At 56.0% G+C, this 25,299-nt stretch carries 21 protein-coding genes; 1 reads left to right on the plus strand and 20 read right to left on the minus strand.

From position 1 onward, the window contains the following. Positions 1–14: 14 nt before the first annotated feature. From bamB to LH86_RS21395, 9 genes are all read right to left on the minus strand, one after another. Positions 15–1,196: an outer membrane protein assembly factor BamB gene (bamB, locus tag LH86_RS21355; protein WP_039305680.1), complete on the minus strand. Its 1,182-nt coding sequence runs from the start codon at positions 1,194–1,196 to the stop codon at positions 15–17. A 10-nt stretch (positions 1,197–1,206) separates the two neighbouring features. After that, positions 1,207–1,827: a YfgM family protein gene (locus LH86_RS21360; RefSeq protein ID WP_039305683.1), complete on the minus strand. Its 621-nt coding sequence runs from the start codon at positions 1,825–1,827 to the stop codon at positions 1,207–1,209. Positions 1,828–1,862: 35 nt separating this feature from the next. After that, positions 1,863–3,137, minus strand: coding sequence for a histidine--tRNA ligase (gene hisS, locus LH86_RS21365; protein WP_039305686.1), 1,275 nt, complete (start codon positions 3,135–3,137; stop codon positions 1,863–1,865). Between the two features lie 115 nt (positions 3,138–3,252). After that, positions 3,253–4,374, minus strand: a complete 1,122-nt coding sequence (ispG, locus tag LH86_RS21370) for a flavodoxin-dependent (E)-4-hydroxy-3-methylbut-2-enyl-diphosphate synthase (RefSeq protein WP_039305690.1) — start codon at positions 4,372–4,374, stop codon at positions 3,253–3,255. A gap of 38 nt (positions 4,375–4,412) precedes the next feature. Then, a complete protein-coding gene (gene rodZ / locus LH86_RS21375) occupies positions 4,413–5,408 on the minus strand; it encodes a cytoskeleton protein RodZ (protein WP_039305693.1) in 996 nt (331 codons plus the stop codon). A gap of 423 nt (positions 5,409–5,831) precedes the next feature. Then, the gene (locus LH86_RS21380; RefSeq protein WP_008459410.1) at positions 5,832–6,995 is read right to left on the minus strand and encodes a bifunctional tRNA (adenosine(37)-C2)-methyltransferase TrmG/ribosomal RNA large subunit methyltransferase RlmN; all 1,164 of its coding nucleotides are present in this window, start codon (positions 6,993–6,995) and stop codon (positions 5,832–5,834) included. 297 nt (positions 6,996–7,292) lie between these two features. Continuing rightward, on the minus strand, positions 7,293–7,724 hold the full coding sequence (gene ndk / locus LH86_RS21385) for a nucleoside-diphosphate kinase (RefSeq protein ID WP_039296136.1): 432 nt from the start codon (positions 7,722–7,724) through the stop codon (positions 7,293–7,295). Between the two features lie 168 nt (positions 7,725–7,892). Next, positions 7,893–10,220 carry a peptidoglycan glycosyltransferase PbpC gene (pbpC, locus tag LH86_RS21390; protein ID WP_039305695.1) on the minus strand — a complete coding sequence of 776 codons (2,328 nt, stop codon included), beginning with the start codon at positions 10,218–10,220 and terminating at the stop codon, positions 7,893–7,895. Positions 10,221–10,231: 11 nt separating this feature from the next. Next, the gene (locus tag LH86_RS21395; protein ID WP_039305697.1) at positions 10,232–15,199 is read right to left on the minus strand and encodes an alpha-2-macroglobulin family protein; all 4,968 of its coding nucleotides are present in this window, start codon (positions 15,197–15,199) and stop codon (positions 10,232–10,234) included. Between the two features lie 239 nt (positions 15,200–15,438). Between LH86_RS21395 and sseA the strand changes: the two genes are divergently transcribed. Continuing rightward, a complete protein-coding gene (sseA, locus tag LH86_RS21400) occupies positions 15,439–16,287 on the plus strand; it encodes a 3-mercaptopyruvate sulfurtransferase (protein WP_039305699.1) in 849 nt (282 codons plus the stop codon). Between the two features lie 51 nt (positions 16,288–16,338). Here the strand turns inward: sseA and sseB are convergent, their stop codons facing one another. From sseB to trmJ, 11 genes are all read right to left on the minus strand, one after another. Then, positions 16,339–17,115 carry an enhanced serine sensitivity protein SseB gene (gene sseB, locus LH86_RS21405; RefSeq protein ID WP_039296146.1) on the minus strand — a complete coding sequence of 259 codons (777 nt, stop codon included), beginning with the start codon at positions 17,113–17,115 and terminating at the stop codon, positions 16,339–16,341. A 247-nt stretch (positions 17,116–17,362) separates the two neighbouring features. Then, entirely contained in the window at positions 17,363–18,649 is a 1,287-nt protein-coding gene (gene pepB, locus LH86_RS21410; protein WP_039305701.1) for an aminopeptidase PepB, read from the minus strand. A 66-nt stretch (positions 18,650–18,715) separates the two neighbouring features. Beyond that, complete coding sequence (gene iscX, locus LH86_RS21415; protein WP_016537752.1) at positions 18,716–18,916, minus strand: Fe-S cluster assembly protein IscX; 201 nt, start codon at positions 18,914–18,916, stop codon at positions 18,716–18,718. Positions 18,917–18,927: 11 nt separating this feature from the next. After that, positions 18,928–19,263: an ISC system 2Fe-2S type ferredoxin gene (fdx, locus tag LH86_RS21420; RefSeq protein WP_008459424.1), complete on the minus strand. Its 336-nt coding sequence runs from the start codon at positions 19,261–19,263 to the stop codon at positions 18,928–18,930. A gap of 1 nt (position 19,264) precedes the next feature. Then, complete coding sequence (gene hscA, locus LH86_RS21425) at positions 19,265–21,115, minus strand: Fe-S protein assembly chaperone HscA (RefSeq protein WP_039305703.1); 1,851 nt, start codon at positions 21,113–21,115, stop codon at positions 19,265–19,267. Between the two features lie 35 nt (positions 21,116–21,150). After that, a complete protein-coding gene (gene hscB, locus LH86_RS21430) occupies positions 21,151–21,666 on the minus strand; it encodes a co-chaperone HscB (RefSeq protein ID WP_039305706.1) in 516 nt (171 codons plus the stop codon). Positions 21,667–21,750: 84 nt separating this feature from the next. Then, positions 21,751–22,074: an iron-sulfur cluster assembly protein IscA gene (gene iscA / locus LH86_RS21435; protein WP_039296157.1), complete on the minus strand. Its 324-nt coding sequence runs from the start codon at positions 22,072–22,074 to the stop codon at positions 21,751–21,753. A 19-nt stretch (positions 22,075–22,093) separates the two neighbouring features. Continuing rightward, positions 22,094–22,480: a Fe-S cluster assembly scaffold IscU gene (gene iscU / locus LH86_RS21440; protein WP_008459428.1), complete on the minus strand. Its 387-nt coding sequence runs from the start codon at positions 22,478–22,480 to the stop codon at positions 22,094–22,096. Between the two features lie 42 nt (positions 22,481–22,522). Further along, the gene (iscS, locus tag LH86_RS21445) at positions 22,523–23,737 is read right to left on the minus strand and encodes a cysteine desulfurase (protein ID WP_039296161.1); all 1,215 of its coding nucleotides are present in this window, start codon (positions 23,735–23,737) and stop codon (positions 22,523–22,525) included. Positions 23,738–23,852: 115 nt separating this feature from the next. Further along, complete coding sequence (gene iscR, locus LH86_RS21450) at positions 23,853–24,341, minus strand: Fe-S cluster assembly transcriptional regulator IscR (RefSeq protein WP_008459430.1); 489 nt, start codon at positions 24,339–24,341, stop codon at positions 23,853–23,855. A 129-nt stretch (positions 24,342–24,470) separates the two neighbouring features. Then, a complete protein-coding gene (trmJ, locus tag LH86_RS21455; RefSeq protein ID WP_039305709.1) occupies positions 24,471–25,208 on the minus strand; it encodes a tRNA (cytosine(32)/uridine(32)-2'-O)-methyltransferase TrmJ in 738 nt (245 codons plus the stop codon). Positions 25,209–25,299 lie beyond the last annotated feature (91 nt).

The following is a 25,299-nucleotide window of genomic DNA, read 5'->3' on the forward strand; positions in this document are numbered from 1 at the left end:
ATTATCCGACAAGTTTAGCGTTTGATGGCGTACAGCGTGCCGTCTTTTGCCTGGATAAGCAGTTTGTCGCTGGCAACCACTGGCGTCGTCTGGAAGCCGGAGCTGTCCACTTTCTGCTGGGCAACAAAGCGCCCATCATCGTTGTTGATCCAGTGCATGTAGCCTTCGCTGTCGCCAACGACCAGGTAGCCATTGTACAGCACTGGCGCGGTCAGGTTGCGGTGCAGCAGATCGCTTTGCGTCCACAGCGTTACGCCGCCGTCTACATTCAGCGCCACAACGCGGTCATTCTGATCCACAAGATAAATGCGGTTCCCGTCCACGATGAAGTCGTTCACCGAGCCCATCTCACGTTTCCACATGATCTGGCCGGAACGCAGATCCAGCGCCGTCAGGTTGCCGTTGTAGGCCAGCGCATAAACCACACCATTCACGATAACCGGCGTGGTATCCACGTCGCTCAGGCGGTCGATTTCTGTCGCGCCAGTCGCCTGGGAGATACGCTGCTGCCAGATAAGCTGGCCCTGCTGCATCAACACGGCGCTCACGCGACCGTTATCTCCGCCGACAATAGCAGCGCCAAAGGCAGTGGCCGGAGCCGATTCACCGCGCAGAGACAGCGCAGGCATATCGAGGTTAACGCTCCATTTTACCGCGCCATCGGCTTCGTTCAGCGCCTGCAGCATACCGTTGCTGGTATGAATCAGCACTACGCCGTCGCTCACGACCGGACGAGACAGCGCTTCACCAGCTACTTTTGCCTGCCAGGCGATGCTGCCGTCGGAAGTGTTCAGGGCGAAGACTTTCGCTTTTTCGGTGCCGACATAAACGTGGCCGCCGTCAACGGTCAGGCCGCCAGACAGCAGCGCAGGGATATTGCTGGAGAAGAAGCCGGTTTTCTCAGAGAGATCGACCTTCCACTCTTCTTTGCCGTCGTCCGCATTCAGCGCTTTCACGGTACCGCGACGGTCAGCAGCATAGATGGTGCTGCCCTGCCATGCCGGATGCAGGTTAGAGTAGAAATCACCGATTCCATCACCTACGGACGTACTCCACGCTTTTGTCGGAGTGAACTGATTTTCCACCGTTGGCAGCGGGGACATTTTAACCACATCTTCTTCGCCGCTGAACAGGGAGCAGCCGCTGAGCAGCGTCAAGGAGAGCAGCCCAGGCACAAATAGTTTACGCAATTGCATCGGGTCCCTCTTAGCTGGACAAATTATTGATTTTCATCTGCATCATTTCACGCAGGGCCGGAGAAGCATTGGTCTGTGAACCTTTGCTCCACGCATCACGAGCGCCCTGCTTATCCCCTTTACTGAGCAGCGCTTCGCCGCGCAGGTCGGCAACCATCGCTACCCAGCCTTCGCCTTTTACGCTATCCAGGGTTTTCAGCGCAGCATCAGCCTGTTTCTGCTGAATCTGAACGCGAGCCAGACGCAGATTGATTAGCGCCTGCATGTTCGCATCTTTGGTGCTGCTAAGGCCGTTTTGCAGCTGCGTTGCCGCTTTATCCAGCTCGTTTTTATCCACGAACTGCTGCGCCAGCTCTAACGCCGCCAGCGCGCCGTAGGTGTTTTTGTTGTCAGCGGCAAATTTCTCGACCGCTTCCAGCGTTTGCGGCTGGTCTGCTTTCACCGCGCTGGTCACATTCTGGTAAGCCAGGGAGGCTTCACGCATGGAGTCGTCCTGATGGCCGTTCCAGTAACGCCAGCCCACCAGAGCGCCGATACCCAGCACAACCCCGACTACCAGCGCTTTGCCGTTTTCCGCAAAGAAGCGTTTAACCGCTTCCATCTGATCGTTTTCGTTCTCGTAAACTTCCACGCAGTCCTTCTCCTTAACGAATAATCACCGGGTAATTAACCCAGTAACGCCTGCAGATGGGCGGCAGCGTCGGCTTGCGCGACGTTTTGTTGCTCACCTGTGCGTAAATCCTTAACCACGACTTCGCCTTTAGCGACTTCATCTTCACCCAGCACCAGTGCGACGCGAGCGCCCCACTTGTCGGCACGAACGAACTGCTTCTTGAAGTTACCGCCGCCGTAGTTAGTCATCAATTTCAGGGTCGGCACCTGGTCACGTAGCTTTTCAGCCAGCAGCATTGCCGCGCCCTGCGTCCCCTGACCTGAAGATATCAGGTACATATCGACAACGGATTCTGCTTTAAATTCAGGATTAATCGCCTGAACTAATAAAACAAGGCGCTCAAGGCCCATGGCAAAGCCAACCGCTGGCGCCGCGCGTCCACCAAGTTGCTCTACCAGACCATCATAGCGGCCACCGGCACACACAGTGCCCTGAGAGCCCAGGCTGTTGGTCACCCACTCGAACACGGTGCGGTTGTAGTAGTCCAGGCCGCGAACCAGACGCTGGTTAACGGTGTAAGCAATGCCAGCGGCATCCAGGAATTGGCACAGACCAGCGAAGTGCTCGCGCGACTCTTCATCGAGGTAATCGCCCAGTTGAGGCGCGTCGTTCAGCAGAGCCTGAACGTCCTGATTTTTAGAGTCCAGCACGCGCAGCGGGTTGCTGTACATGCGGCGTTTGCAGTCTTCGTCCAGCTTCTCTTTATGCTGTTCCAGGAAAGCAACCAGCGCATCACGGTAGTTAGCGCGCGCTTCCAGAGAACCGATGGAGTTCAATTCCAGGCTTACGTACTGGTCAATACCCAGCGCGCGCCACCAGCGAGCGGTCAGCATGATAAGCTCGGCGTCGATATCCGGGCCGTTCAGGCCGAACACTTCCACCCCCAGCTGATTAAACTGGCGGTAACGCCCTTTCTGAGGACGTTCGTGGCGGAACATCGGCCCGATGTACCACAAACGCTGTTCCTGATTGTACAGAAGACCATGTTCGATACCGGCACGCACGCAGCCCGCGGTGCCTTCAGGACGCAGGGTCAGGCTGTCGCCGTTGCGATCCTCAAAGGTATACATCTCTTTTTCAACCACGTCGGTGACTTCACCGATAGCGCGTTTGAATAACGGGGTCTGCTCTACAATCGGCAAACGGATTTCGCTGTAACCGTAGCTCGCGAGCACCTGCTTAAGAATGCCTTCAATACGCTGCCAGATGGCGGTTTCGCCCGGCAGGTAATCGTTCATGCCGCGAATGGCTTGAATATTTTTTGCCACGTTTGTTCTCTGCTTTATATACAAAAAATGAACCCGAAATCAGGCCACTTACTCAGGTAAACGGCCGTGCGGGCTCAATCATACACGGGAAGCCCTGTGCTTCCCATGCTTCGCATTATTTTTCCAGCTGTTGGATATCAATACGCTGTTTTTCATCCAGCATGCTGGCTTTGGCACGAATACGCGCTTCAAGCTGCGCAATCATGTCGTCGTTGTCCATACGATCTCGCTGGCGAACGCCATCTTCGTAGAAACCACTTTTTTTATTGCCGCCGGTTACCCCAAGCGTGGAAACCAGCGCTTCACCCGGGCCGTTCACCACACAGCCGATAATCGAAACGTCCATCGGAGTGATAATGTCTTCCAGGCGCTGCTCCAGGGCGTTTACCGTCCCAATAACGTCAAACTCCTGACGTGAGCAAGTTGGACAGGCGATAAAGTTGATCCCACGGGAGCGAATGCGCAGCGACTTAAGGATGTCGAAGCCCACTTTGATCTCTTCCACCGGATCCGCCGCCAGAGAAATACGCAGCGTGTCGCCGATCCCTTCAGAGAGCAGCAGCCCGAGGCCGATAGCGGATTTTACAGAACCCGCGCGCGCGCCGCCCGCTTCGGTGATCCCGAGGTGCAGCGGCTGATCGATCTGTTTTGCCAGTAGGCGATAAGACTCAACGGCCAGGAATACGTCCGACGCTTTTACGCTCACCTTAAACTGATCGAAGTTGAGGCGATCGAGATGATCGACGTGGCGCATGGCGGATTCGAGCAGCGCCTGAGGCGTCGGCTCGCCGTATTTTTCCTGCAGATCTTTTTCCAGAGAACCGGCATTCACGCCGATACGGATAGGAATGTTTTTATCGCGTGCGCAGTCAACCACCGTGCGAATACGCTCTTCGTTGCCGATGTTGCCGGGGTTAATACGCAGGCAATCAACGCCGTATTCCGCGACTTTAAGCGCAATACGGTAATCGAAGTGGATATCGGCGACCAGCGGGACGCTGACCTGCTGCTTGATAAGCTTAAACGCCTCTGCGGCGTCCATTGTCGGCACGGATACGCGAACGATGTCGGCACCCACGCGTTCTAATGCTTTGATTTGATTAACCGTAGCTTCCACATCGGTGGTACGCGTATTGGTCATCGACTGAACGGCGATAGGGGCACCATCGCCGATTGGCACATTACCGACGTAGATCCGCTTGGATTTGCGACGTTGGATGGGTGCGGCATTATGCATGGTAAATCTCCACAATTACGCGTCTGAACTGGCGCTGATTATTCAGCACCGACAGTGAGACGTGCAACCTGGTTAGTTCTGATAAAGCGACTCAGGTCCACAGGTTTACCCTGATATTGAACCTGTACTGCTGACGGTGCGCCAATTTTCAGTTTATAAGGCGCTTTACCCGCTAAATCGAGCTTCGCATCTTTGCGCTGCAGGCCGCTAAACAGCTTTTTGCCGCTGGCGTCGGTCACTTCCAGCCAGCAGTCTGCAGTGAAGTGCATAGACAGCCCTTGAGAGGCATCCGCAGTCTGATTCACGCCAGCCTGGTCGGTTGGCAGTTGGCCTGCGGTTGGCGCTGGCGTTGTCTGCGCGTTATCAACAGGTGCCTGGCTTGGCGCCACAACGGCAGATTGCTGAGCCGCATCTGCAGCAGCGGTTTGCTGAGCTGGCGCAGAAGAAGAAGCGGTGTTCTCCACTGGCGTAGGCAGTTCAACAGGTTGCGCAGGCGTTGATGTAGTAGATGCTGCATCGGCAGGCGTATCACTGCCGGTGTTCAGCGGCACAGACTGGCCGCCGCTGGTTGAAAGTTCGGTGGAAGATTGATCGGCCATGGTCGACAGCTCTTCCTGCTGCGCTTTGTGATTTTGCCACCACCATGCGCCAGTCAGGCCAATCACCACGAACAGAATCAGCCAGGTAAAGCTCATCAGCCAGCCGTCGCGCTTTTTACGACGCTTACCAAGAGAGAAGCTTTGCATCGGCTCAACTTTGGCCGCCTTAATCGGCGCCTGTTTAGCCATCATCGGCAACAGCTCTTCTTCAGGAATATGAACCAGTCGCGCATAAGAGCGGATATAGCCACGCAGGAAAGTAGACGCCAGCTCGGCAGGCGCCTTGTCGTCTTCAATATCCCTGACGGTGGAAACTTTCAGGCACAGGCGTTCAGCTACAGCCTGCTGGCTGAGCCCCATTTGCTCACGTGCATTACGTAAACGCTGGCCTGTGGTTTGTGCTGCATTTGATTCGTTAGTGGCTTCAGTATTCATTAGCTACAACTGCTGGTACTGTTCAAATTAAAGAATTTGGCACAAGTCCTGTACCGCAGCGTCTCCGCTACGTCAGATTGACTCGCACCGCGAAACAAATCTGATACCTGAAGGCTACCCCTCAGTAAAAATACCCGATACCAACCATGCTGTTAGCGCTAAGCTGGTATTTTAGTGGGCTACCGGCCCCGCCGGTTAGTTAACCATAGTCACCCTTTGGCAGGCTGTCCGTTAACTTTACGAAATGGGCACAACTAAACTGTTGTTGCGACGCTACATACTGCCTTAAAGCCGTCAGAAACGCACCGTAATTATTATCCTGAATGATGTATTAGGCCACGTTATTGACTGTTCATGCACTTTTGCCCGTTTTTTATACCGCGCCAGACACCCTCGCCCGACGCGGTAAACCGCCATTTACAATCAAACAGCTTTTACGGCAATAGGTTCGCCCTGCATACGTTTACGCATAGTACGTTTGGTACGGTCGATCACTTCCCCGGCCAGCTGACCACATGCCGCGTCGATATCGTCGCCGCGTGTTTTGCGAACAATGGTGGTGAAACCATAGCTCATCAGCACTTTAGAGAAGCGATCGATACGGCTGTTGGAGCTGCGGCCGTATGGTGCACCCGGGAACGGGTTCCATGGAATCAGGTTGATTTTGCACGGCGTATCTTTCAGGCATTCAGCCAGCTGATGTGCATGTTCGGTACCATCATTGACGTGATCCAACAGAACGTATTCCACCGTGACGCGGCCCTGGTTGGCGTTGGATTTCTCCAGGTAACGACGAACGGCCGCCAGGAAGGTTTCGATGTTGTACTTTTTGTTGATCGGCATGATTTCATCACGAATATCATCTGTCGGCGCATGCAGCGAAATCGCCAGCGCGACATCAATCATATCCCCGAGCTTATCCAGCGCGGGTACCACACCAGAGGTAGAAAGCGTGACGCGGCGTTTGGACAGACCAAAGCCAAAGTCGTCGAGCATGATTTCCATTGCCGGAACAACGTTGTTCAGGTTCAGCAGCGGTTCACCCATGCCCATCATCACCACGTTGGTGATAGGACGCACGCCGGTTTTCTTCTGCGCGCCGATAATCTTCGCCGCGCGCCAGACCTGACCAATAATTTCAGACACACGCAGGTTACGGTTAAAGCCCTGCTGGGCGGTTGAGCAGAATTTACATTCCAGCGCACAGCCAACCTGAGAAGAAACACACAGCGTGGCGCGGTCTTCCTCCGGGATATACACCGTTTCCACCAGCTGGTCGGCAATTTTGATTGCCCACTTGATGGTACCGTCGGCAGAACGTTGCTCTTCAGCAACTTCAGGTGCACGAATCTCAGCGATCTCTTTCAGCTTATTGCGCAGGACCTTGTTGATGTCCGTCATTTCGTCGAAGTCATCACTGCAGTAGTGATACATCCACTTCATAACCTGATCTGCACGGAAAGGTTTCTCACCCAGCTCGGCGAAAAATTCGCGCAGTTGCTGGCGGTTAAGATCGAGCAGGTTAATTTTTTCGGCTTTATTGGAAACAACAACAGGTGTTGCTTCAGGCGTGTTCATTTCAGACATAGTGTTTTCCGGCCTCGTTGTTACACGTTATGGCCCCTGGAGGGTTAGAAAAAGAAACGCCCCGGTGAGCAGGCTCTTCCGGGGGCGTTGCATTGTACAAATTCTATGGCATAGATGCCACGACTGAAAGCGAACAACGATTAAAAAATGTCACGCAAGCTTTCACGTCGGGAATATCCAAAATCATTTGAGTTGCAGTAGGCAGCAAGGGAATGAGCCCCAGGAGCTTACTTAGGTAAGCGACTGGGATGAGTTCCTGCAGCTAACCCCCCTGCGGCTCAAAGGATGACGGATATTTTAGCGTGTGCGTGGGCACACTTCTCCTTCGCCGAAGAAGTAGGCGATTTCGCGGGCTGCGGATTCTACGGAATCAGAACCGTGGGTGCCGTTTTCGGTGAAGCTGTCAGCGTAGTCTGCACGCAGAGTACCAGCCAGTGCGTTAGCCGGGTTAGTTGCGCCCAGCAGGTCACGGTGACGCTGTACTGCGTTTTCGCTTTCCAGCACGGAAACAACGATTGGACCAGAGGTCATGAACTCAACCAGACCGTCGAAGAACGGCTTACCGTCGTGCTCAGCGTAGAAACCACGAGCCTGCTCAACGGTCAGATGCAGCATTTTTGCGCCAACGATTTTAAACCCTGCAGATTCAAAACGAGCATAAATGTTACCAATAACGTTTTTTGCCACCGCGTTTGGTTTGATGATGGAAAAAGTACGTTCAATAGCCATGATTACCTCTGTAGATGTTCTGTGTGTCCGGGAAACCCGGTTATGAAATTGGCGCAGATTATAAAGAGCAAGTTTGTCGTTGCCTATGGATGGAGATAACATTTTTTTAAAATAAGATTAGTTTTGGCAACACTATTGCTGCAGCGGGTGAAATTTCACGTTTTGCCGTCACTGCAGGGTAAAGGTCGCGCTGGCAACGTGCCCGGACTCATCCATCACCACGATCTGATAGTCGCCCGGTTTATTGAGCATTAAGGCCAGCCCATCGCCTTTGCTCTCTTCGCTTTCTCCGTTGATGAACCACCATCGCTGGCCCTGCCCGCCCTGACTGGAAAGCCGCAGCGGAAGCTGCATCTGCCCCGGTAAGCGTTTCAAAATAGTGCCGTCACGCACGCCGAGCAGCAGCAGCGGCGTTGCGCTCTCTTTCTGTAGCGGCGGGCAACTGGCTGAAGCAGCAGGCAAACGAGCAGCACGACGTTCAGCCGGGGGTAACCAGGGTTCAAGAGGCAGTGGCCAGAGAGCAACTGTCCGCTGGCTAGCCCCAGGGCAATCGGCAGCCACTCGCTTACCCTGCGCATCCACCCAAATAAGCTGCCGTGTTCCCTGCGCGCCTTCTTGCCCCGGCGCCAGCAGCGTAGGCGGCTGAGCATCGTCCAGAAGCCATGTTGCCAGCCTTCGACGGCAGTTCACATCTCCGGCTGGCAATGCCTGGCCGCCAGGCCAGCAGATCTCCGCGGCAGTAACGGAAGTGGGCCGGGGATCGGTCGGCAAATGAAGCTGCTGCACGCGCGAATTTGCCTGCAGCAAATTATTCACCTGATTAAGCAACGGCACGGCACTCCCCAGCCCAAACTGCCCCGCCACCGGCGTGCTGTCAGGCCTGCCGGTCCAAATCCCTATCAGGTAGCGTGAGTTAATGCCGATGGCCCAGGCATCACGGTAGCCGTAGCTGGTTCCGGTTTTCCATGCCAGCGGCACAACCGGCGGTAAAGAAGCATCCGGCTGGGGCTGAGCCTCTCCGGCAAGAATACGGCGAATCACCCACGCAGCTCCCGGCGACATTAGAGGACGCTCCCGCAAAGCATCACTCTCCAAAACCCGCAGTTGAGCGGCCTTGCCATGACGGGCAAACACGCTGTAGGCGGCGACTATCTGGTCCAGCCTGGCGCCACCGCCGCCAAGAATAAGCGAAAGATTGGGCTCACTGCCCTGAGGGAAGCGAAGGTTAAGCCCCACGTTGCTCATCTGCCCGGCAAAACGCTTCGGCCCGTAGGCCTCAAGCACCTGAACAGCAGGCAAATTTAGCGAACGCACCAGGGCATCGCTCATACTTACCGGCCCGTGAAAACCGGTGTCGAAGTTCCCCGGACGGTAATCACCGAACCGACGCGGGACGTCCTGCAACAACGACGCCGGATGAATCAGCCCGTCATCCATTGCCATACCGTAAACAAAGGGCTTTAGCACGGAACCCGGCGAGCGAATGGCGGTGACCATATCGACATGCCCAAAACGGCTGTCGTCGTTAATATCCACCGATCCCACCCACGCGCGAACCTGCATTGTGGTGTGATCAACCACCAGCATGGCTAGCGATGAGCGAGGCGGCAGGCGTGATTTCCAGTTCAGCGCCAGCTCTTCCAGTTGGCGCTGTAAAGGTGCATTTAGCGTGGTCGCAATCAACGTTGACTTGCTTTTCGATACCAGCGCCCGCGACAGCAGCGGAGCCAGCTGCGGCATCTGCCGCGGTGCTAGCCAAACGGGCTCCTGCAAAGCTTCATTAACCTGCTTCTGCGACCACACGCCCTGCTCCGCCATACGGCGCAAAACCTTATCCCGCGCCTGCTGCGCCCGTTCAGGCCAGCGGTCAGGCCGCAGGCGGCTGGGAGCCTGAGGCAACACAGCAAGCAAGGCCGCTTCAGAATAACTTAGCTGTTCAGGCGCTTTTCCAAGGTAGGCCCAGCTTGCCGCGCCGATCCCCTGTAGCGTGCCGCCAAAAGGGGCACGATTAAGGTAGAGCGTAAGGATCTCCGTTTTGGAAAGATGCCATTCAAGCTGAAAGGCGCGCCAGACCTGTCGTACTTTTCCGCCGAGCGTACGGGGATGAGGATCCAATAAACGCGCAACCTGCATCGTCAGCGTACTGCCGCCGGAGATCACTTCGCCATTACGTAGATCCTGCCAGGCCGCACGCAAGATCGAGAGCGGATTGACGCCAGGATGATCCCAAAACCAGCGATCCTCATAGCCGATTAGCGCTTCCAGGTAGCGGGGAGAGACCTGGTTAAGTACGACGGGATAACGCCAGATCCCTTCGGCATCAGCAAAACGCCAAAGCGGTGTACCGTCTGCCGCGACCACTACCCGAGCCGGATTGACCTCTTGCAGCGGCAGCGGCCAGAGCTTATCCGCCAGCCAGACAAAAGTGGCAACCAGCTGCGGGACTATCAGCCAGAGATAGCGCCGCCGCCAGCGTAGCCTTGATCCGTTAAGCACCGACGTTCTGCTTACGGCACAACGGTCAACGTGCCGGTACTGCTACCGGTTGCCCGCCACTGCGGAACGTACATGGACTCCACCTGCGGCATGGGCACGGTGTAACTTCCCGGCGTAACGGCCCGGGCCAGGTAAATAAGAGTTGCATGCTGGCCTTCATTTAACGGCAATGCGGCCACAAAGCGGTCATCCCTGAACTCCATATGCTGTATGTCCTGCAGCTGCATCTGGTTGAGCAGAGTCTGTACTTCACTCGCGCTGTCCCCCAGGCTGGCGCTGCTGTTCGCCAGATTCTGGTTTTCCAGCTCCAGCCCGGCCGGCAATAAATCGACGACCAGTGCATCCGGCACGTTCTTATCTGCCCAAACGTCCAGCCAGACCATAACCAGCTCACCGCTTTTCAGTGAAGAAAGCGACCGGGTGTTGCCTTTCGCATCAAGGAAGTGACGTTCAATATGCAGCACATTGCTATAGGCAGCCGGCGCCTGCTGCGGATACCCCGCGCTGTCGAGGCGTAAATAGAGGCTGGCCGTCCCGGTGTTGGTCACCTGCAGACCAGAAAGATGCTGCGCGCTCAGATTACGCGTTATCGATTGGCTGGATGCCAGTGGCTCTGTGCCAAGCGAGGTCTGCGCCTGCCAGTCGCCTTTCACGTTTTGCAGGCCGTGACCGGCAATGAACAACGCATTGGTTTCCTGAGTTGATAACCAGCGCTGGCTCCAGGCCATGTCCGACAGCTCAAGCAGCAGCTGATTCTGGGTGTCCGGTAGCAGCTTGTTCTCTTCCAGCAGGCTCAGCATCATTGCTTTATCCCGCAGCTCGCTGCCGTAATCCGCCATCCAGATCTGTTTATCGCGGCGCTGAGTTTTCAGCCCCAAAGCAATTGCCTGCTGGCTGCGAGGCTCATCGCCCATGAGCTTCAGGGCCACGCCCAACTGCACAAGCGGCAGTCCGGCACGAGCCTGCTCGTGGCGTTGCCAAAGCTCACGCAATGCCCCAAGGGGCGCTTTTTGCTGGCGAGCCAGCACCAGCCCGGCATAGGCCTGTACCGCAAAGCGGCTGGCCGGGGCGTCATCACTGTAGCGCAAGGCAATCAGACCAGGATCCTGCAGATAGCGCAGCAGGCGCTGGTTGGCCCTGTTAAGTGCATCCCCATTGACGCTGTAACCCTGTTCGCCAGCTCGCACCAGGAAGTCGGTCACGTAGGCCGTCAGCCAGTACTCTTCCGGTCCTGCTTTATCCCATAGCCCGAAACCGCCATTGTCGCTTTGCATTTCAAGCAGGCGGGTAATTCCAACATCAATGGCTGCCCGGCGCTGTTGGTCGGTAATACCTTTGATGCCCAGAGCATTCAGTTCAGTTTCGTTGGTGTACAGAGACGGGAACAGGCCGCTGGCCGTTTGCTCAAGGCAGCCATACGGATAGGCTTTTAGCTCACGAATGTAACGCGCCAGGTTCAGGGGCGGACGCCCGCTCAGCAATAACTGCCCTTCCAGGGTAGATTCTGCAATGCCGGACAGATGCTTAGGCGGAAGCGTCCATGTCTCGCCCGGTTTAACCACGGCCCCGCTGTTTACCGTCTGAGCAGGGAACGCAGGCCGAACGCCGATTTTCCACTGTTTGATTGGGTCAGCAAGCTTTTCACCCGGCAGTGCGAGGCCATTAATCACAGCTTTAATTTCACCGTCGCCGAAACCTTCCAGCGCACGTACGGGAATGAACAGTGTGCCGCGAGCACCAGGCGCCAGCTTCACATCCATCGTCGACGTGCCATTGAGCGCTAACAGCCCCTGAGCGCTAAGCGCCACGCTAAGCTGCTGAGGCCTGTCCGTCAGGTTAGTGAGATCCAGCGCGAGGCGGCTGGTATCGCCACTCGCCATAAACCTCGGCGCAGCCAGTTCGCTTACGAGCGGCGCGGCAACCGTGACTTTTTCTTCGCTATTACCAAAGCGGTCGTCGGTCCAGGCCTGCGCCATGACCCGCAGTTCACCGTTAAAATCACCAATTGGCAGCGTCACCGTTCCCTCACCGTTTTCATCCAGCGCAACCGGTTGGGCCTGCTGAGCGATGATAGTGACATGGTTCACCGGCTTTTTACCGCCGCGACTTAGCTCATCGCCTTCATCGCCGTCACCGCCAAAGCGCAGTGCAGCCAGTCTCCCCTCGCCTTCAATTACCTGCCCGTAAATGTCGTAGATGTCTGCGCCATAGCGCTTGCGCCCAAAGAAGGCGTCCCACGGATCCGGAGTTTTGTAATCGGTGATATTAAGTACGCCGCTGTCCACGGCGGACAGCAGCACGTTAATCTGCTTCGGCACTTCGCCATTTTTCACGCTGGCCTTCACCTTCACGGTCAGGTTTTGGTTAGGCCGCATTTTGGCTGGATTTTGCAACGTCAGATCGAGACGGCGGCTCTCGTCACCTAGCGGCAGATGAAGGATCCCAACTGCGCGCTTAGGCGTGGCGGAACGCGCCTTGTCTCCGGGGCGAATAACCACGGTACTTAAGTAAAGATCATGCCGCTGCCAGCCCTTATCCACCGGAATGGCAAGATCCATGCCGTCTGCCGGAACATCGATTTCTTTCCACCACAGCGGCCCGTCGCTGGATTCCACCAGCGCATAACCTTTACCTGCCGCAGGCGCGGCAATATGCAGATTGATGGTATCGCCAGCTTTGTAAGACGGTTTATCTATTTTTAATGTCACTCTGTCCGGACGCACTGCCCCGGTGCCATCGCTGTTATCCTGCCAGCTGTAGCCGGCCCAGAAGCGCAGGCTACTGACGAGGTTATTCTCAGGATCCCGAACTTCCAGACGGTAGGAGCCCCACTCTACAGGGAAGGCAACTTTGCCCGTTTCTCCGGCAGCCAGCGTCAACTTCTGCTCGGCTTCCACCAGATCTTTTTGATCGTACTGAGACCGCCAGCCTTCACTTTCTTCCCAGCTCCAGTAGTAGTCACGGCGCTCGCGAATCAGGCGGACATCCAGGTCTTTCACAGCCAGTTTCTCGCCTTGTGCATCAGCATACACAATGTCGAAACCTGCGCTGCTGTCTTCATCGACAATCGGCTGAGTGCGGGTAGTGTCGGTCCGGTAGTCATAGACCTCTTTGCTGGCAAACTGAGGGCGGATTCCCGGCATCGCCTGAGCAGGCCAGATAGCCTGCTCCACGCGGCGTGTCACCGGGCGACCACCGGACTCCAGCAGGCTAGCCTGCAAAATAAGGCGCAGCGGTGAATGTACGTCTCCCCACTGGCTTTCCGCGCTGACGGTCGTATGCCCCTGTTCATCAAGCGTTAGCTCAACGGCATCCAGGCTACGGGAAAGGTTTTGCTCATTAATATCGCCAAACTGGAACCCTGGCAGCGTTGCAACGGCATCACGTAAAGGGCGCAGGAAAAGCTGCCCCTGAAGGCTGTTACCTGCGGCTGGCGCACCGTAGAGATAGCGCCCGGCAACATCAAAATTGACGGTATCTTCAGGCGCTATCGGCGCACTTTGCGCCGTCAGATTCAGCGCCATACGCTCCGGCATGAAATCTTCAACTTTAAATGTCCAGATACGCGGCTGGTTATCCCCGGTGTTGACCCGCATCTGCCAGTTACCGGTTGCCGCGCTTTCACTCAGAGGATATGTAAATTGATAAAGTCCGTTGGCAGACTGCCACACTTCGGTGCGGGCAACCTGGCCGTCCGGTTTTACAACCTCAAGCTTCACCGGCTGCGGCGGGAGCGGTTTGCCATCACCATCCCTGAGCAGGGCGTTCACGATGACCGACTCTCCGGGGCGATAAAGATCTCGCGGGCCAAACATGAAGAACTGTTTGCTGTAGCCTTGCTCACCGGCAATATCAAACTCCGCCAGATCCAGCGCCGGGCGGCTGAGATCCAACAGCGTGGTTTGCTCCCCATTGCGCGCCAGCAGCAACGTGCCTTTGTTCAGCTTCTCAAGCGTGGCATGCCCGTCACCGTCACTTTTCGTTTGCCCTACCGTTTGGCCTTTTTCGTTCAACAGCGCAATCTCTACGCCCGACTGAGCAGCACCGTTTTCCAGGCTTTGAGTAAAGACGTCAATTCTGTCGTGGTAGCGATGCACCGAAACACCCACATCGCTCAGCGTGAACAGGGTTGCAGCGTTGCTGTAGGCGTAATGCCCGGCCTGGCTCATGATGGCGAGATAGACGCCGGGCTGCTGGAGGGGTTTGATATCACCCAGCGGCAGCATTAGCTTCTCACGGGTATTTCGCGCAGGATTTAGGTCAAAACGCCCGGTGTAAACCAGGTCTGCCAGCTTCAGCAGGTTGTCAGACTCCCAGTTAGAGACTGAGTTACGGTACTGCCACTGGCTGATAAACGCGCTTAGGGAGCTGTCTTTAATGCGGTAAAAGTTAACGTCAACGTTATCGACGTTAAGCGCCATCACCGGCAGCCCCGCAATCACTTTAGTCGGCAGCAATGAGCCCCGGCTGGCAAAACCAACGCTCGGCTGAATATCACGCGTGGCAATTTGCTTTTCAAAGCTGTCGTCGAACGTTGCTTTATTGAGCGCGAGCAGCCCGCTGTCTACAGTCACAATCAGCGTGCGTTTGGGCTCCAGATGGCGCAGGCGAAGTTCTTTTAGATCGCTGGAAAGCTCCCAGGCACCGTCCACTTTGCCGCTGGTTTTATCCACCAGATGGGCAACTTTATTGAAGTCCTGATTGGGGTCGAGCGGAATCGAGAAGGTCAGCACTAACGTACTGGCACCGTCTAACTGCACTTCAGAGGCATCAAGCAGCTTCAGCGGCTTTCCCGCAGACTGCTGTGCCAGTTTTTCCAGTTGAGCAGCATCTGGCTTAGTTTCAGCCTTACCGTTTTGTTCCACTGCTGCAGAGGCTGTGGGCTGAACGGTTTGCTGATTATTTTTATCGTCACAGCCGGAAAGCGCCAGCAGGCCGCAAACCAGCGCGGCAAGGCTCGTCAAACGTAGTGCATTCATTCTTTCATCCCTGGCCAATAAGGGCCGCTAAACATTACGTAGAGCAAGTATTATGCGGATTAGCCAGAAAAGCGAAAGTCGGAATACTCTGCCTTGCGCGATGCCTCGCAGGCGGCAGTAAATTTACGACAGTATTCATTAAGTTTTACGAAGTATCTCGCGGTGTCGGGCAAGGCCGCTTGCCGGGTTATAGAAAAACACCGACAATCCATTTTTCTTTGATGAACCGGAGGCTCATTGTGTCCACCTCTTTCTTCGTCGCGAGCGACTGGCTCGCAGAACATCTTAACGATGACGATATCCAGATTTTAGATGCCCGTATGGCTCCAGCAGGCCAGGAAGCACTTCGCGATATGCCTGCGGAGTACCGTGCCGGGCATCTGCCTGGTGCGGCCTATTTCGACATCGAAGCGCTCTCCGATCACACCAGCCCCCTGCCCCATATGATGCCGCGAGCCGAGGCGTTTGCCGTGGCCATGCGCGAGCTTGGCGTCAGCAGTGACAAGCATCTGGTGGTTTACGATGAAGGCAACCTGTTCTCCGCGCCTCGTGCCTGGTGGATGCTGCGCACTTTCGGCGTAGAGAGAGTGTCCATTCTGGCCGGTGGGCTGGCTGAATGGCAGCGTGAAGCGTTGCCGCTGGAGCAAGGGGATGCGGAGCTGCCGGAAGGTGAGTTCGAGGTTAACTTCGATCCACTGGTGATTAAACGCCTGACGGACGTGCTGCTGGTCAGCCACGAAGGCACTGCCCAGATTGTGGATGCCCGCCCGGCTCCACGCTTCAACGCGCTGGCCGATGAGCCGCGCCCGGGCCTGAAACGCGGCCATATTCCAGGGGCGCTTAACGTGCCGTGGGTGGATCTCGTAGAAAACGGTCAGCTGAAGACCACGGATAAACTGAGCGAGATCTTCGAACGCCAGGGCGTGAGCTTTGAGCGGCCAATTATTGCCAGCTGTGGTTCAGGCGTTACTGCCGCTGTTGTGGTGCTGGCGCTGACCACGCTGGGCGTGAACGGCGTGTCGCTTTACGATGGTTCGTGGAGTGAATGGGGCGCTCGCCCAGACCTGCCTGTTGAGCCTGCGCAATAAATAAAAAAAGGGAGGCACGAAGCCTCCCTTAAAATGAGTGACACTCAGCCGTTAAATAATCCGGTTTTGCTTGAAGTCGCGCAGGAAGCTGCCCCAGCGGCGTTCGTAGAACGGCGTGATGTGGGCAATCATAAAGTGGCTGATGCCCTTCTCGCCTTCAACAACCTGGCAGATATCAACCGGCTCATCGCCCGGTAACGTATCGGTAGCCACGCTTCCGGCCTGGCGAATAATCGCCTCGATGTCGCCGTCGGCCTCAATGCCAATCAGCAGGTTTGGCTCTTCGTCAGCCTGTTCTTTGATAGAGCAGATGAACGCCCGCTTGACCGTTTTCAGGTTTTTAAACAACGTAGTCAGGGAGTCAACCATTTGCGCTGGCGGTTCGGCGACTTCGGAAAGCAGCAGTGAAGTACCGCCCTCCAGCACTTCTTGCTGGCTCAGTGGATCGCTTTCCGCGCTGACCAGATGGCTGATTTCGTTTGGCGTAAATTCTTTGCCTGTCGGCAGTTTGGCGTTGAGGAACAGTGCTTCACCCAGCGTCATTTCAAATAAGGTACGCACAGGCATCACCACAAACGCCTGCTCATGGCTGACCGCTTCCTGCAAAGCTTCCAGAGAAGTGAAGAAAGGGATCACCGAAGTGCCGTCTTCTTTTTCCCAGTGCTGCAGTTCAACCGCGCTATCGGCGTCAATCGCTTCACCTTCTGCCGCATTGCCCGGTACCCAAACGGTGGATTCCAGCAGGGTGCGGAAAAATGCCGGGCGATGAGCTGGCTCGGTTGCCGCCTGCTCAAGCAGGGTTTCTAGTTCGTTTTTTGTTTCTGACATTGTGATTCCGGGATAAAGCTTAAGAGGTTTACCCTCACCCTAACCCTCTCCCTGGAAGGGAGAGGGGACAGTTCTGAGTATCTCTTCCTGAAAAGGAGAGGAAACAGTTCTGAGTCTCTCTCCTGGAAGGGAGAGGAGAACCACTCAAAGTGTCTCTCCCTTACAGAGAAACTGTCCGGTGTTAACTTCTCCCGAACTTTTTTCTCCCTCTCCCCTATGGGGAGAGGGCCGGGATGAGGGGCAAATATTACTTCGCTAACAGCAGATTGGCGATCGCACGTACGCCGAGACCAGTCGCACCGGCAGACCACTGCTCAACGGCACCTTTACGGTAGGTCGCAGAACAATCAACGTGCAGCCAGCCTTCGTGATAGTTTTCCACAAAGTGAGACAGGAAACCTGCCGCCGTGCTAGCCCCCGCAGGGTAAGAGGCGTTCGCGGTATTGTTCAGCTCGGCGAAGTTAGACGGCAGCTGGCTGCGGTGGAATTCAGCCAGCGGCAGGCGCCAGAACGGCTCGTTTTCTTCCGCCGCGCTTGCCAGCAGGCGGGCAGCCAGCTTGTCATCAAAGCTGAACAGCGCATGGTAGTCGTTACCCAGAGCCGTTTTTGCTGCCCCGGTCAGGGTCGCGCAGTCGATGATCAGTTCTGGTTTCTGTGCGGCGGCGTCAATCAGGCCATCGGCCAGCACCAGTCGCCCTTCAGCATCGGTGTTCATCACTTCAACGGTTTTGCCGTTGCGGTAGGTGATGATGTCACCCAGCTTCATGGCGTTGCCACTGATCATGTTATCCGCGCAGCACAGGAACAACTTAACGCGCTTGTTCAGGCCACGGGTAATGGCCAGAGCCAGTGCGCCAGTGATAGTCGCGGCCCCGCCCATGTCGGATTTCATGGAATCCATAAACGCGGTCTGCTTGATGCTGTAACCGCCGGAATCAAAGGTAATGCCTTTCCCGACCAGGCTTGCGTAAACCGGTGCATCCGGGTTGCCGGTTGGGTTGAAGTCCAGCGCCAGCAGCACAGGGGCGCGGTCTGAGCCACGGCCAACGGTGTGGATACCGGCATAGTTCTGCTCACGCAGGTCTTCGCCCTTGGTGATGCGGTAAGACACGTGGTCACAGGCGACGTCGCACAGCAGATCTACCGCGCGGGAAGCCAGCTGCTCCGGGCCAAGCTCTTCAGCCGGGGTGTTGATGGTATGGCGAACCCAGTCGATCACTTTCAGGCGGTTATCCAGCTCTTTCTGCTCGGTTTCGCTCAGCACCGCCCAGTCAATTTTGCGGGCGCCTTTTGGCGCGCGATATCCCTGCCAGAACGCCCAGCTTTTCTCAACGTCCCAGCCTTCACCAGCCAGTTGGACGTGCTTCAGCCCCTGCCCGTCAATTTTGCGCGCCGCGCGCTGGATCAGACCGAGATCGTCTTTGCCGGTCAGGTGTAGAGTAATGCCGTCATTATTGATGCTATACGTCGCCTTTTCGCCCCAGCGTGCGTCCGCTGGCTGCGTGGAAAGGGTGATTTTCATGGCTTCAGTCATTTTCCAATCCTTCATTATTCAGCACAGGCAAAATGCAAAAACGGGCCGCCCAAGGCAGCCCGTGTATCATTCAGCTTCATCTAACCAGACAAGTAAAATCGCTTCCAGTACTTTCTCGTTAGAAGCGTTCGGATCATCATCAAACTCTTCCAGCTCGCAGATCCACTGGTGCATATCGGTGAAACGCACCGTTTTAGGATCGAGATCCGGGCGGCTGTCGTACAGCGCTTCGCCGATTTCGCGGCTGTCGGTCCACTTCAGTCCCATGTCGGCTCCCGTTAGTGCTCGCGTGCGTGGTTAATGGTGTAACGCGGCATCTCAACCACCAGGTCTTCGTCGCTGACGCGAGCCTGGCAGCTCAGGCGGCTTTCCGGCTCCAGACCCCATGCTTTATCCAGCATGTCGTCTTCGTCTTCGGTGCTTTCCGCGAGGGAATCAAAACCTTCACGCACTACGCAGTGGCAGGTGGTGCAGGCGCAGGACTTCTCACAGGCGTGTTCAATCTCAATGCCGTTGCGCAGCGCAACGTCGAGAATGGTTTCACCTTGCTTCGCTTCCAGAACTGCGCCATCCGGACACAGGTCCTGATGAGGCAGAAAAACAATCTTTGGCATATTAAACCTCGTCCACGGAATGGCCGGTCAGCGCTTTACGGATCGACTGATCCATACGACGTGCGGCGAATTCCTGGGTTTGCTTGTCTACGTTTTTGATTTCATTTTGAATAGCGTCGGCATCTTCGCCTGCAGCAGCAGCGCTTAACGCGGCCATCGCGGCATCAATGTCGGCACGCTCTGCGGCGCTTAGCAGCGCGGCATCCGCCGTCAACGCGCTGGTCAAACTTTCCAGCACGCGGGCAGCTTCGACTTTTTGCTCGGCCAGCATACGTGCCTGCACGTCATGCTCGGCGTAACTCATGGAGTCCTGAATCATACTGGCAATTTCGCCATCGCTCAGGCCATAAGACGGTTTCACCTGGATTGAAGATTCAACGCCGGTGGATTTTTCCATTGCCGTCACGCTCAACAGGCCATCGGCATCGACCTGGAAGGTAACGCGAATGTGGGCTCCGCCTGCGGACATTGCTGGAATGCCGCGCAGGGTAAAACGCGCCAATGAACGGCAGTCCTGGACTAGCTCGCGCTCGCCCTGAAGCACATGGATAGCCATCGCTGTCTGGCCGTCTTTGAAGGTGGTGAATTCCTGCGCGCGGGCCACCGGGATGGTGGTGTTACGCGGGATAACCTTCTCGACCAGGCCGCCCATCGTTTCCAGGCCAAGGGACAGCGGGATCACGTCCAGCAGCAGCATTTCGCTGTCCGGCTTGTTGCCTACAAGAATGTCGGCCTGAATGGCCGCGCCGATGGCAACAACTTTATCCGGGTCGATAGAGGTTAACGGCGTGCGGCCAAAGAACTCGCCTACGCGCTCGCGCACCAACGGTACGCGGGTTGAGCCGCCGACCATCACCACTTCCAGCACTTCTTCTGCTGCCACGCCTGCGTCTTTTAACGCGCGACGGCAGGACAGCAGCGTTCGTTTAACCAGAGAAGAGATAAGCTCGTTGAACTGTTCACGAGTGACTTCGCCCTGCCAGCCTGCCACTTCTACGCTGGCGGTGGCGGCATCGCTGAGCGCGATTTTGGCGGCGATAGCCGCGTCCAGAAGCTGGCGCTGCATGCGGTCGTCGCTGCGGTCAGCAATCCCGGCCTGCTCGCGCAGCCAGTCGGCCAGAAGATGATCGAAATCATCGCCACCCAGAGCGGAATCACCGCCCGTAGCCAGCACTTCAAACACACCGCGGCTCAGGCGCAGGATGGAGATATCAAACGTCCCACCGCCCAGATCGTAAACGGCAATAACGCCTTCTTTACCGGAATCCAGACCGTAGGCGATCGCCGCGGCGGTAGGTTCGTTCAGCAAACGAAGAACGTGCAGCCCGGCAAGGCGAGCAGCGTCTTTGGTACCCTGGCGCTGCGCATCGTCAAAATAGGCTGGCACCGTGATCACCACGCCATCCAGCTCCCCTTCCAGGGTTTCGCTGGCTCGCGCGGAGAGCGATTTCAGGATGTCGGCAGAGATACGCACCGGGTTAAGCAGACCGGCAGGCGTTTCGATCATCGGCAGGCCGTTTTCACTGGCCTGCAGGCGATACGGGAGATGAGGATAACGCGTCTGGATGTCCGCCAGAGAGCGGCCCATCATACGTTTTACCGAACTAATGGTATTCGCAGGATCTTGAGCGGCAAGCGCACGAGCGTCAAAACCAACGATATGCTCTTGCTGCTGATAATGCACCACGGAAGGCAACAGGTGACGGCCTTCATGGTCGGCAAGGGTTTCGGCCTGGCCGCTGCGCACGGTAGCCACCAGCGAGTTGGTGGTGCCAAGGTCGATGCCCGCGGCCAGCCTGCGCTGGTGCGGTGCAGCCATCATGCCAGGCTCACTAATTTGTAATAAGGCCATGTATCGCTTCCAAAAATCGGGCCTGAGTTCAGGCGTTAAAAGTCGAGCAGCTTTTCTTCTAGTTGTTCAATTTGGCTCTGTAATTTGTCGAGGAAACGCAGCTTGCGGACGGTGTCCGCCGCCTGTTCCCACTGCTGGTCATCCAGCTGCTGCACCATCTGCGCGCTGCGGTTTTTCACCATAGTTTTTACGCGCAAGGCAAAGCTTTCAAGCTTGTCGCTGTCTTTCGCCTGCTCGATATCGTCCAGCTCTTCACGCAGCTCCAGCTGTTCCATCAGGAACGCGGTGTCGCGCACGGTGTGCTGTTCATTCGCGAGGTCGAAACCGTTCAGGGACAGGATGTATTCGGCGCGGGCAAGCGGGTGACGCAGCGTCTGCCAGGCCTGGTTAATAGTGGCGGATTGGCTCACGGCCAGAAGCTGTTCTGCCTGAGGGCGGCTGGCGTATTTGTCCGGGTGGAACTGACGCTGCAGCTCCTGGTAACGGCTGGCCAGTTGCTCGGTGTTCAGGGTGTAGCCTGGCGTTAGCCCAAACAGGGTAAAATAATCCATAACAGACTCGGGTTCAGGTCAGGTAAGTGCTGTGTGGTAAAGCAAAATCCCCACGGGCCAGAGCCAGTGGGGAATTGCGCGGGATCAGACGTGGAAGCTTTCGCCGCAGCCACACTCATCCTTCACGTTCGGGTTAGTGAACTTAAACCCTTCGTTAAGGCCTTCTTTGACGAAGTCGAGCTCGGTCCCGTTTAAGAATTGCAGGCTTTTACCATCGACAACCACCTTCACGCCTTTGTCTTCGAACACAGTGTCATCCGCCATCGGTTCATCAACAAATTCGAGAACATAAGCCATCCCAGAGCAGCCTGATGTGCGCACGCCCAGACGCAGACCAAACCCTTTACCGCGGTTGGTCAGGAAGGCACTTACACGGGCAGCGGCGCTGTCGCTAAGGGTAATCGACATACAACAACCTCAACAAAAATTATTTTGTTTCACGTTTGCTTTTGTAATCCGCGATAGCCGCTTTGATAGCGTCTTCAGCCAGGATTGAGCAGTGAATTTTCACCGGCGGCAGTTCGAGTTCGTCTGCGATATCGGTGTTTTTGATCGCCTGCGCTTCGTCCAGGGATTTGCCCTTCACCCACTCGGTCACCAGCGAGCTGGATGCAATCGCCGAGCCGCAGCCGTAGGTTTTGAAGCGCGCGTCTTCAATGATACCGTCATTGTTGACTTTGATCTGCAACTTCATCACGTCGCCACAGGCCGGTGCACCCACCATGCCGGAACCTACGCTGTCGTCGCTGTTGTCAAAAGAGCCAACGTTGCGTGGGTTTTCGTAGTGATCAATTACTTTTTCGCTGTAAGCCATTTTTACTTCTCCAGAATCTGAAATCGACGTCCTGACGAACGATCAGTGATGAGCCCATTCGATGGAATTAAGATCCACGCCCTGTTTGAACATTTCCCACAGCGGAGAAAGGTCGCGCAGACGGCCAATGGATTTACGTACCAGCTCGATGGTGTAGTCGATCTCTTCTTCAGTGGTAAAACGACCCAGAGAGAAACGGATAGAGCTGTGTGCCAGTTCATCGCTCATGCCCAGCGCGCGCAGCACGTAGGATGGCTCGAGGCTAGCGGAAGTACAGGCTGAGCCCGAAGAGACCGCGAGGTCTTTCAGCGCCATGATCAGCGACTCGCCTTCAACGTAGTTAAAGCTAACGTTGAGGATGTTTGGCGCGCCGTGCTCCAGGTCACCGTTCAGGTAAACTTCTTCCATATCTTTCACGCCGTTCCACAGACGGTTACGCAGCGTGCGCAGACGGGCCATTTCGGTCTCCATCTCTTCTTTTGCGATACGGTAAGCTTCGCCCATGCCGACGATCTGGTGAACAGGCAGAGTACCGGAACGCATGCCGCGCTCGTGACCACCGCCGTGAACCTGAGCTTCGATACGGATACGCGGTTTGCGACGCACGTAAAGCGCACCGATCCCTTTCGGCCCGTAAATTTTGTGGCCAGAGAAGGACATCAGGTCAACTTTCAGCTGGCTCAGGTCGATAGGCAGTTTGCCCACGCTCTGGGTAGCATCAACGTGGAAGATAATGCCACGGGAACGGCACATTTCGCCGATAGCTGCGATATCCTGCACCACGCCGATTTCGTTGTTCACGTGCATGATGGACACCAGAATGGTGTCTTCACGCATAGCGGCTTCCAGCTGCTTCAGGTCAACGATACCGTTGCTCTGTGGCGCCAGATAAGTCACTTCAAACCCTTCACGTTCGAGCTGGCGACAGGTGTCCAGCACGGCTTTGTGTTCGGTTTTGGCGGTGATGATGTGCTTGCCTTTCTTCTGATAGAAGTTAGCCGCACCTTTGATGGCCAGGTTGTCTGACTCGGTCGCGCCGGAGGTGAAGACGATTTCACGCGGGTCCGCGCCAACCAGTTCAGCGATTTGGTTACGGGCAATATCAACGGCTTCTTCAGCCTGCCAGCCAAAACGGTGGGAACGAGAGGCCGGGTTACCGAAGGTGCCGTCCATCGTTAAAAACTGCATCATCTTCTCAGCAACACGCGGGTCTACCGGCGTGGTTGCGGAGTAGTCGAGGTAAATCGGTAATTTCATTGCTCTTAAGCTCCGTACATCACTTCAATGCGAAGAATCAGGCTTAAAATATGCTGCCGTTATAGACAGGGAGCACCGCTCCCCGAACCTGATTCTAAAATTCTTGTTCTTCTGCTTATGCGCGCAGTTTGACGTCAATAGCGTCCTGAGAACGGGTGCTGCGATGATTTTCACTATGTTGACGGTCGGACACGTCCAGCACTTCCTGGTTGTTAACCAGTTCACCCAGGGTGATGTTGTTCAGGAAGCCGGTCAGGCGATCGCTCAGGTCGCGCCACAGCGCGTGAGTCAGGCATTTATCACCGCCCTGGCAGCCGCCTTTACCCTGGCAACGGGTGGCGTCTACGGACTCATCAACGGCGCTGATCACTTCGCCTACGGCGATGCTGCTCGCGTCTTTACCTAACAGATAACCACCGCCAGGACCGCGAACGCTGGCCACCAGGCCATTTTTACGCAGGCGAGAGAACAGCTGCTCCAGGTAGGAGAGTGAAATACCCTGACGTTCAGAAATATCAGCCAACGGAACCGGGCCCGATTCAGAGTTCAGCGCAACGTCAAGCATCGCGGTTACGGCATAGCGCCCTTTTGATGTCAGTCTCATGTCTTACTTAACCTCAAATAGCCCCTCGAGCCGGGGGTTTTTAAAAGTGTGATTGTCACATAGCAGGACGCAAGTCTGACATTCCTGAGTAAAATGGTCAACTATTTAACCTACCATTTTACTCAAGTATTATTGGCCCGATTTTTTCGGGTTTTCCAGCGACGCCAGCATGCCGCGCAGGATGTTTAATTCCTGACTTTCCGGGCGTGCGCGGGTAAACAGACGGCGCAGGCGATTCATCACCTGCCCCGGATGGGTTGGGCGAATAAAGCCGCTTTCCTGCAGCGCTTTTTCGAGATGCACATAGAAACGCTCCAGGTCATCAACCAGCGGATAAGGCGCATCTTCCTCTTCTTTAGCCGCTTCCGGCTGCTCTTGCGTGGCGAGCCAGGCAATGCGCACTTCATAGGCGAGGATCTGCACCGCCATGGCGAGGTTAAGGGAGCTGTATTCCGGGTTAGCCTGGATAGCAACGTGATAATGGCACTTCTGCAACTCTTCGTTGGTCAGGCCCACGCGTTCGCGCCCAAACACAATGGCCACCGGCGCGTGCTGCGCTTCGCTGATGCTTTTTAGACCGCATTCACGCGGGTCAAGCATCGGCCACGGCAGAGTGCGGGAACGCGCACTGGTGCCGACCACCAGGCTGCATCCTGCCAGTGCTTCATCAAGCGTATCGACGATCTGAGCATCGCCAATAACGTCGCTGGCGCCAGCGGCCAGGGCGATGGCCTGGGAGTCCGGTTTGACCAGCGGATTGACCAGCCAAAGGTTAGTTAAGCCCATGGTTTTCATAGCGCGAGCCACGGAGCCCATGTTGCCGGTATGCGAGGTTTCGACCAGCACGATTCGTACGTTTTGCAGCATTGTCATTCATAGCCTGGGAAGAATATCGCAATATCTTATCATAACCCTGGGACATATTCCGAACGCTCTGCTATACTCCGCCGCGTTTTCC

Source organism: Cedecea neteri, assembly GCF_000758325.1.
Lineage (GTDB): Bacteria > Pseudomonadota > Gammaproteobacteria > Enterobacterales > Enterobacteriaceae > Cedecea > Cedecea neteri_B.

Bases quoted from the DNA above. Each gene is read 5' to 3' on its own strand.
- LH86_RS21395 (WP_039305697.1), bottom strand. From the start codon at position 15,199: ATGAATGCACTACGTTTGACGAGCCTTGCCGCGCTGGTTTGCGGCCTG.
- iscS (WP_039296161.1), bottom strand. From the start codon at position 23,737: ATGAAATTACCGATTTACCTCGACTACTCCGCAACCACGCCGGTAGAC.
- pepB (WP_039305701.1), bottom strand. From the start codon at position 18,649: ATGACTGAAGCCATGAAAATCACCCTTTCCACGCAGCCAGCGGACGCA.
- fdx (WP_008459424.1), bottom strand. From the start codon at position 19,263: ATGCCAAAGATTGTTTTTCTGCCTCATCAGGACCTGTGTCCGGATGGC.
- rodZ (WP_039305693.1), bottom strand. From the start codon at position 5,408: ATGAATACTGAAGCCACTAACGAATCAAATGCAGCACAAACCACAGGC.
- iscA (WP_039296157.1), bottom strand. From the start codon at position 22,074: ATGTCGATTACCCTTAGCGACAGCGCCGCTGCCCGTGTAAGTGCCTTC.
- hscA (WP_039305703.1), bottom strand. From the start codon at position 21,115: ATGGCCTTATTACAAATTAGTGAGCCTGGCATGATGGCTGCACCGCAC.
- ndk (WP_039296136.1), bottom strand. From the start codon at position 7,724: ATGGCTATTGAACGTACTTTTTCCATCATCAAACCAAACGCGGTGGCA.
- iscU (WP_008459428.1), bottom strand. From the start codon at position 22,480: ATGGCTTACAGCGAAAAAGTAATTGATCACTACGAAAACCCACGCAAC.
- iscR (WP_008459430.1), bottom strand. From the start codon at position 24,341: ATGAGACTGACATCAAAAGGGCGCTATGCCGTAACCGCGATGCTTGAC.
- LH86_RS21380 (WP_008459410.1), bottom strand. From the start codon at position 6,995: ATGTCTGAAATGAACACGCCTGAAGCAACACCTGTTGTTGTTTCCAAT.
- bamB (WP_039305680.1), bottom strand. From the start codon at position 1,196: ATGCAATTGCGTAAACTATTTGTGCCTGGGCTGCTCTCCTTGACGCTG.
- trmJ (WP_039305709.1), bottom strand. From the start codon at position 25,208: ATGCTGCAAAACGTACGAATCGTGCTGGTCGAAACCTCGCATACCGGC.
- iscX (WP_016537752.1), bottom strand. From the start codon at position 18,916: ATGGGACTGAAGTGGACCGACAGCCGCGAAATCGGCGAAGCGCTGTAC.
- ispG (WP_039305690.1), bottom strand. From the start codon at position 4,374: ATGCATAATGCCGCACCCATCCAACGTCGCAAATCCAAGCGGATCTAC.
- hscB (WP_039305706.1), bottom strand. From the start codon at position 21,666: ATGGATTATTTTACCCTGTTTGGGCTAACGCCAGGCTACACCCTGAAC.
- sseB (WP_039296146.1), bottom strand. From the start codon at position 17,115: ATGTCAGAAACAAAAAACGAACTAGAAACCCTGCTTGAGCAGGCGGCA.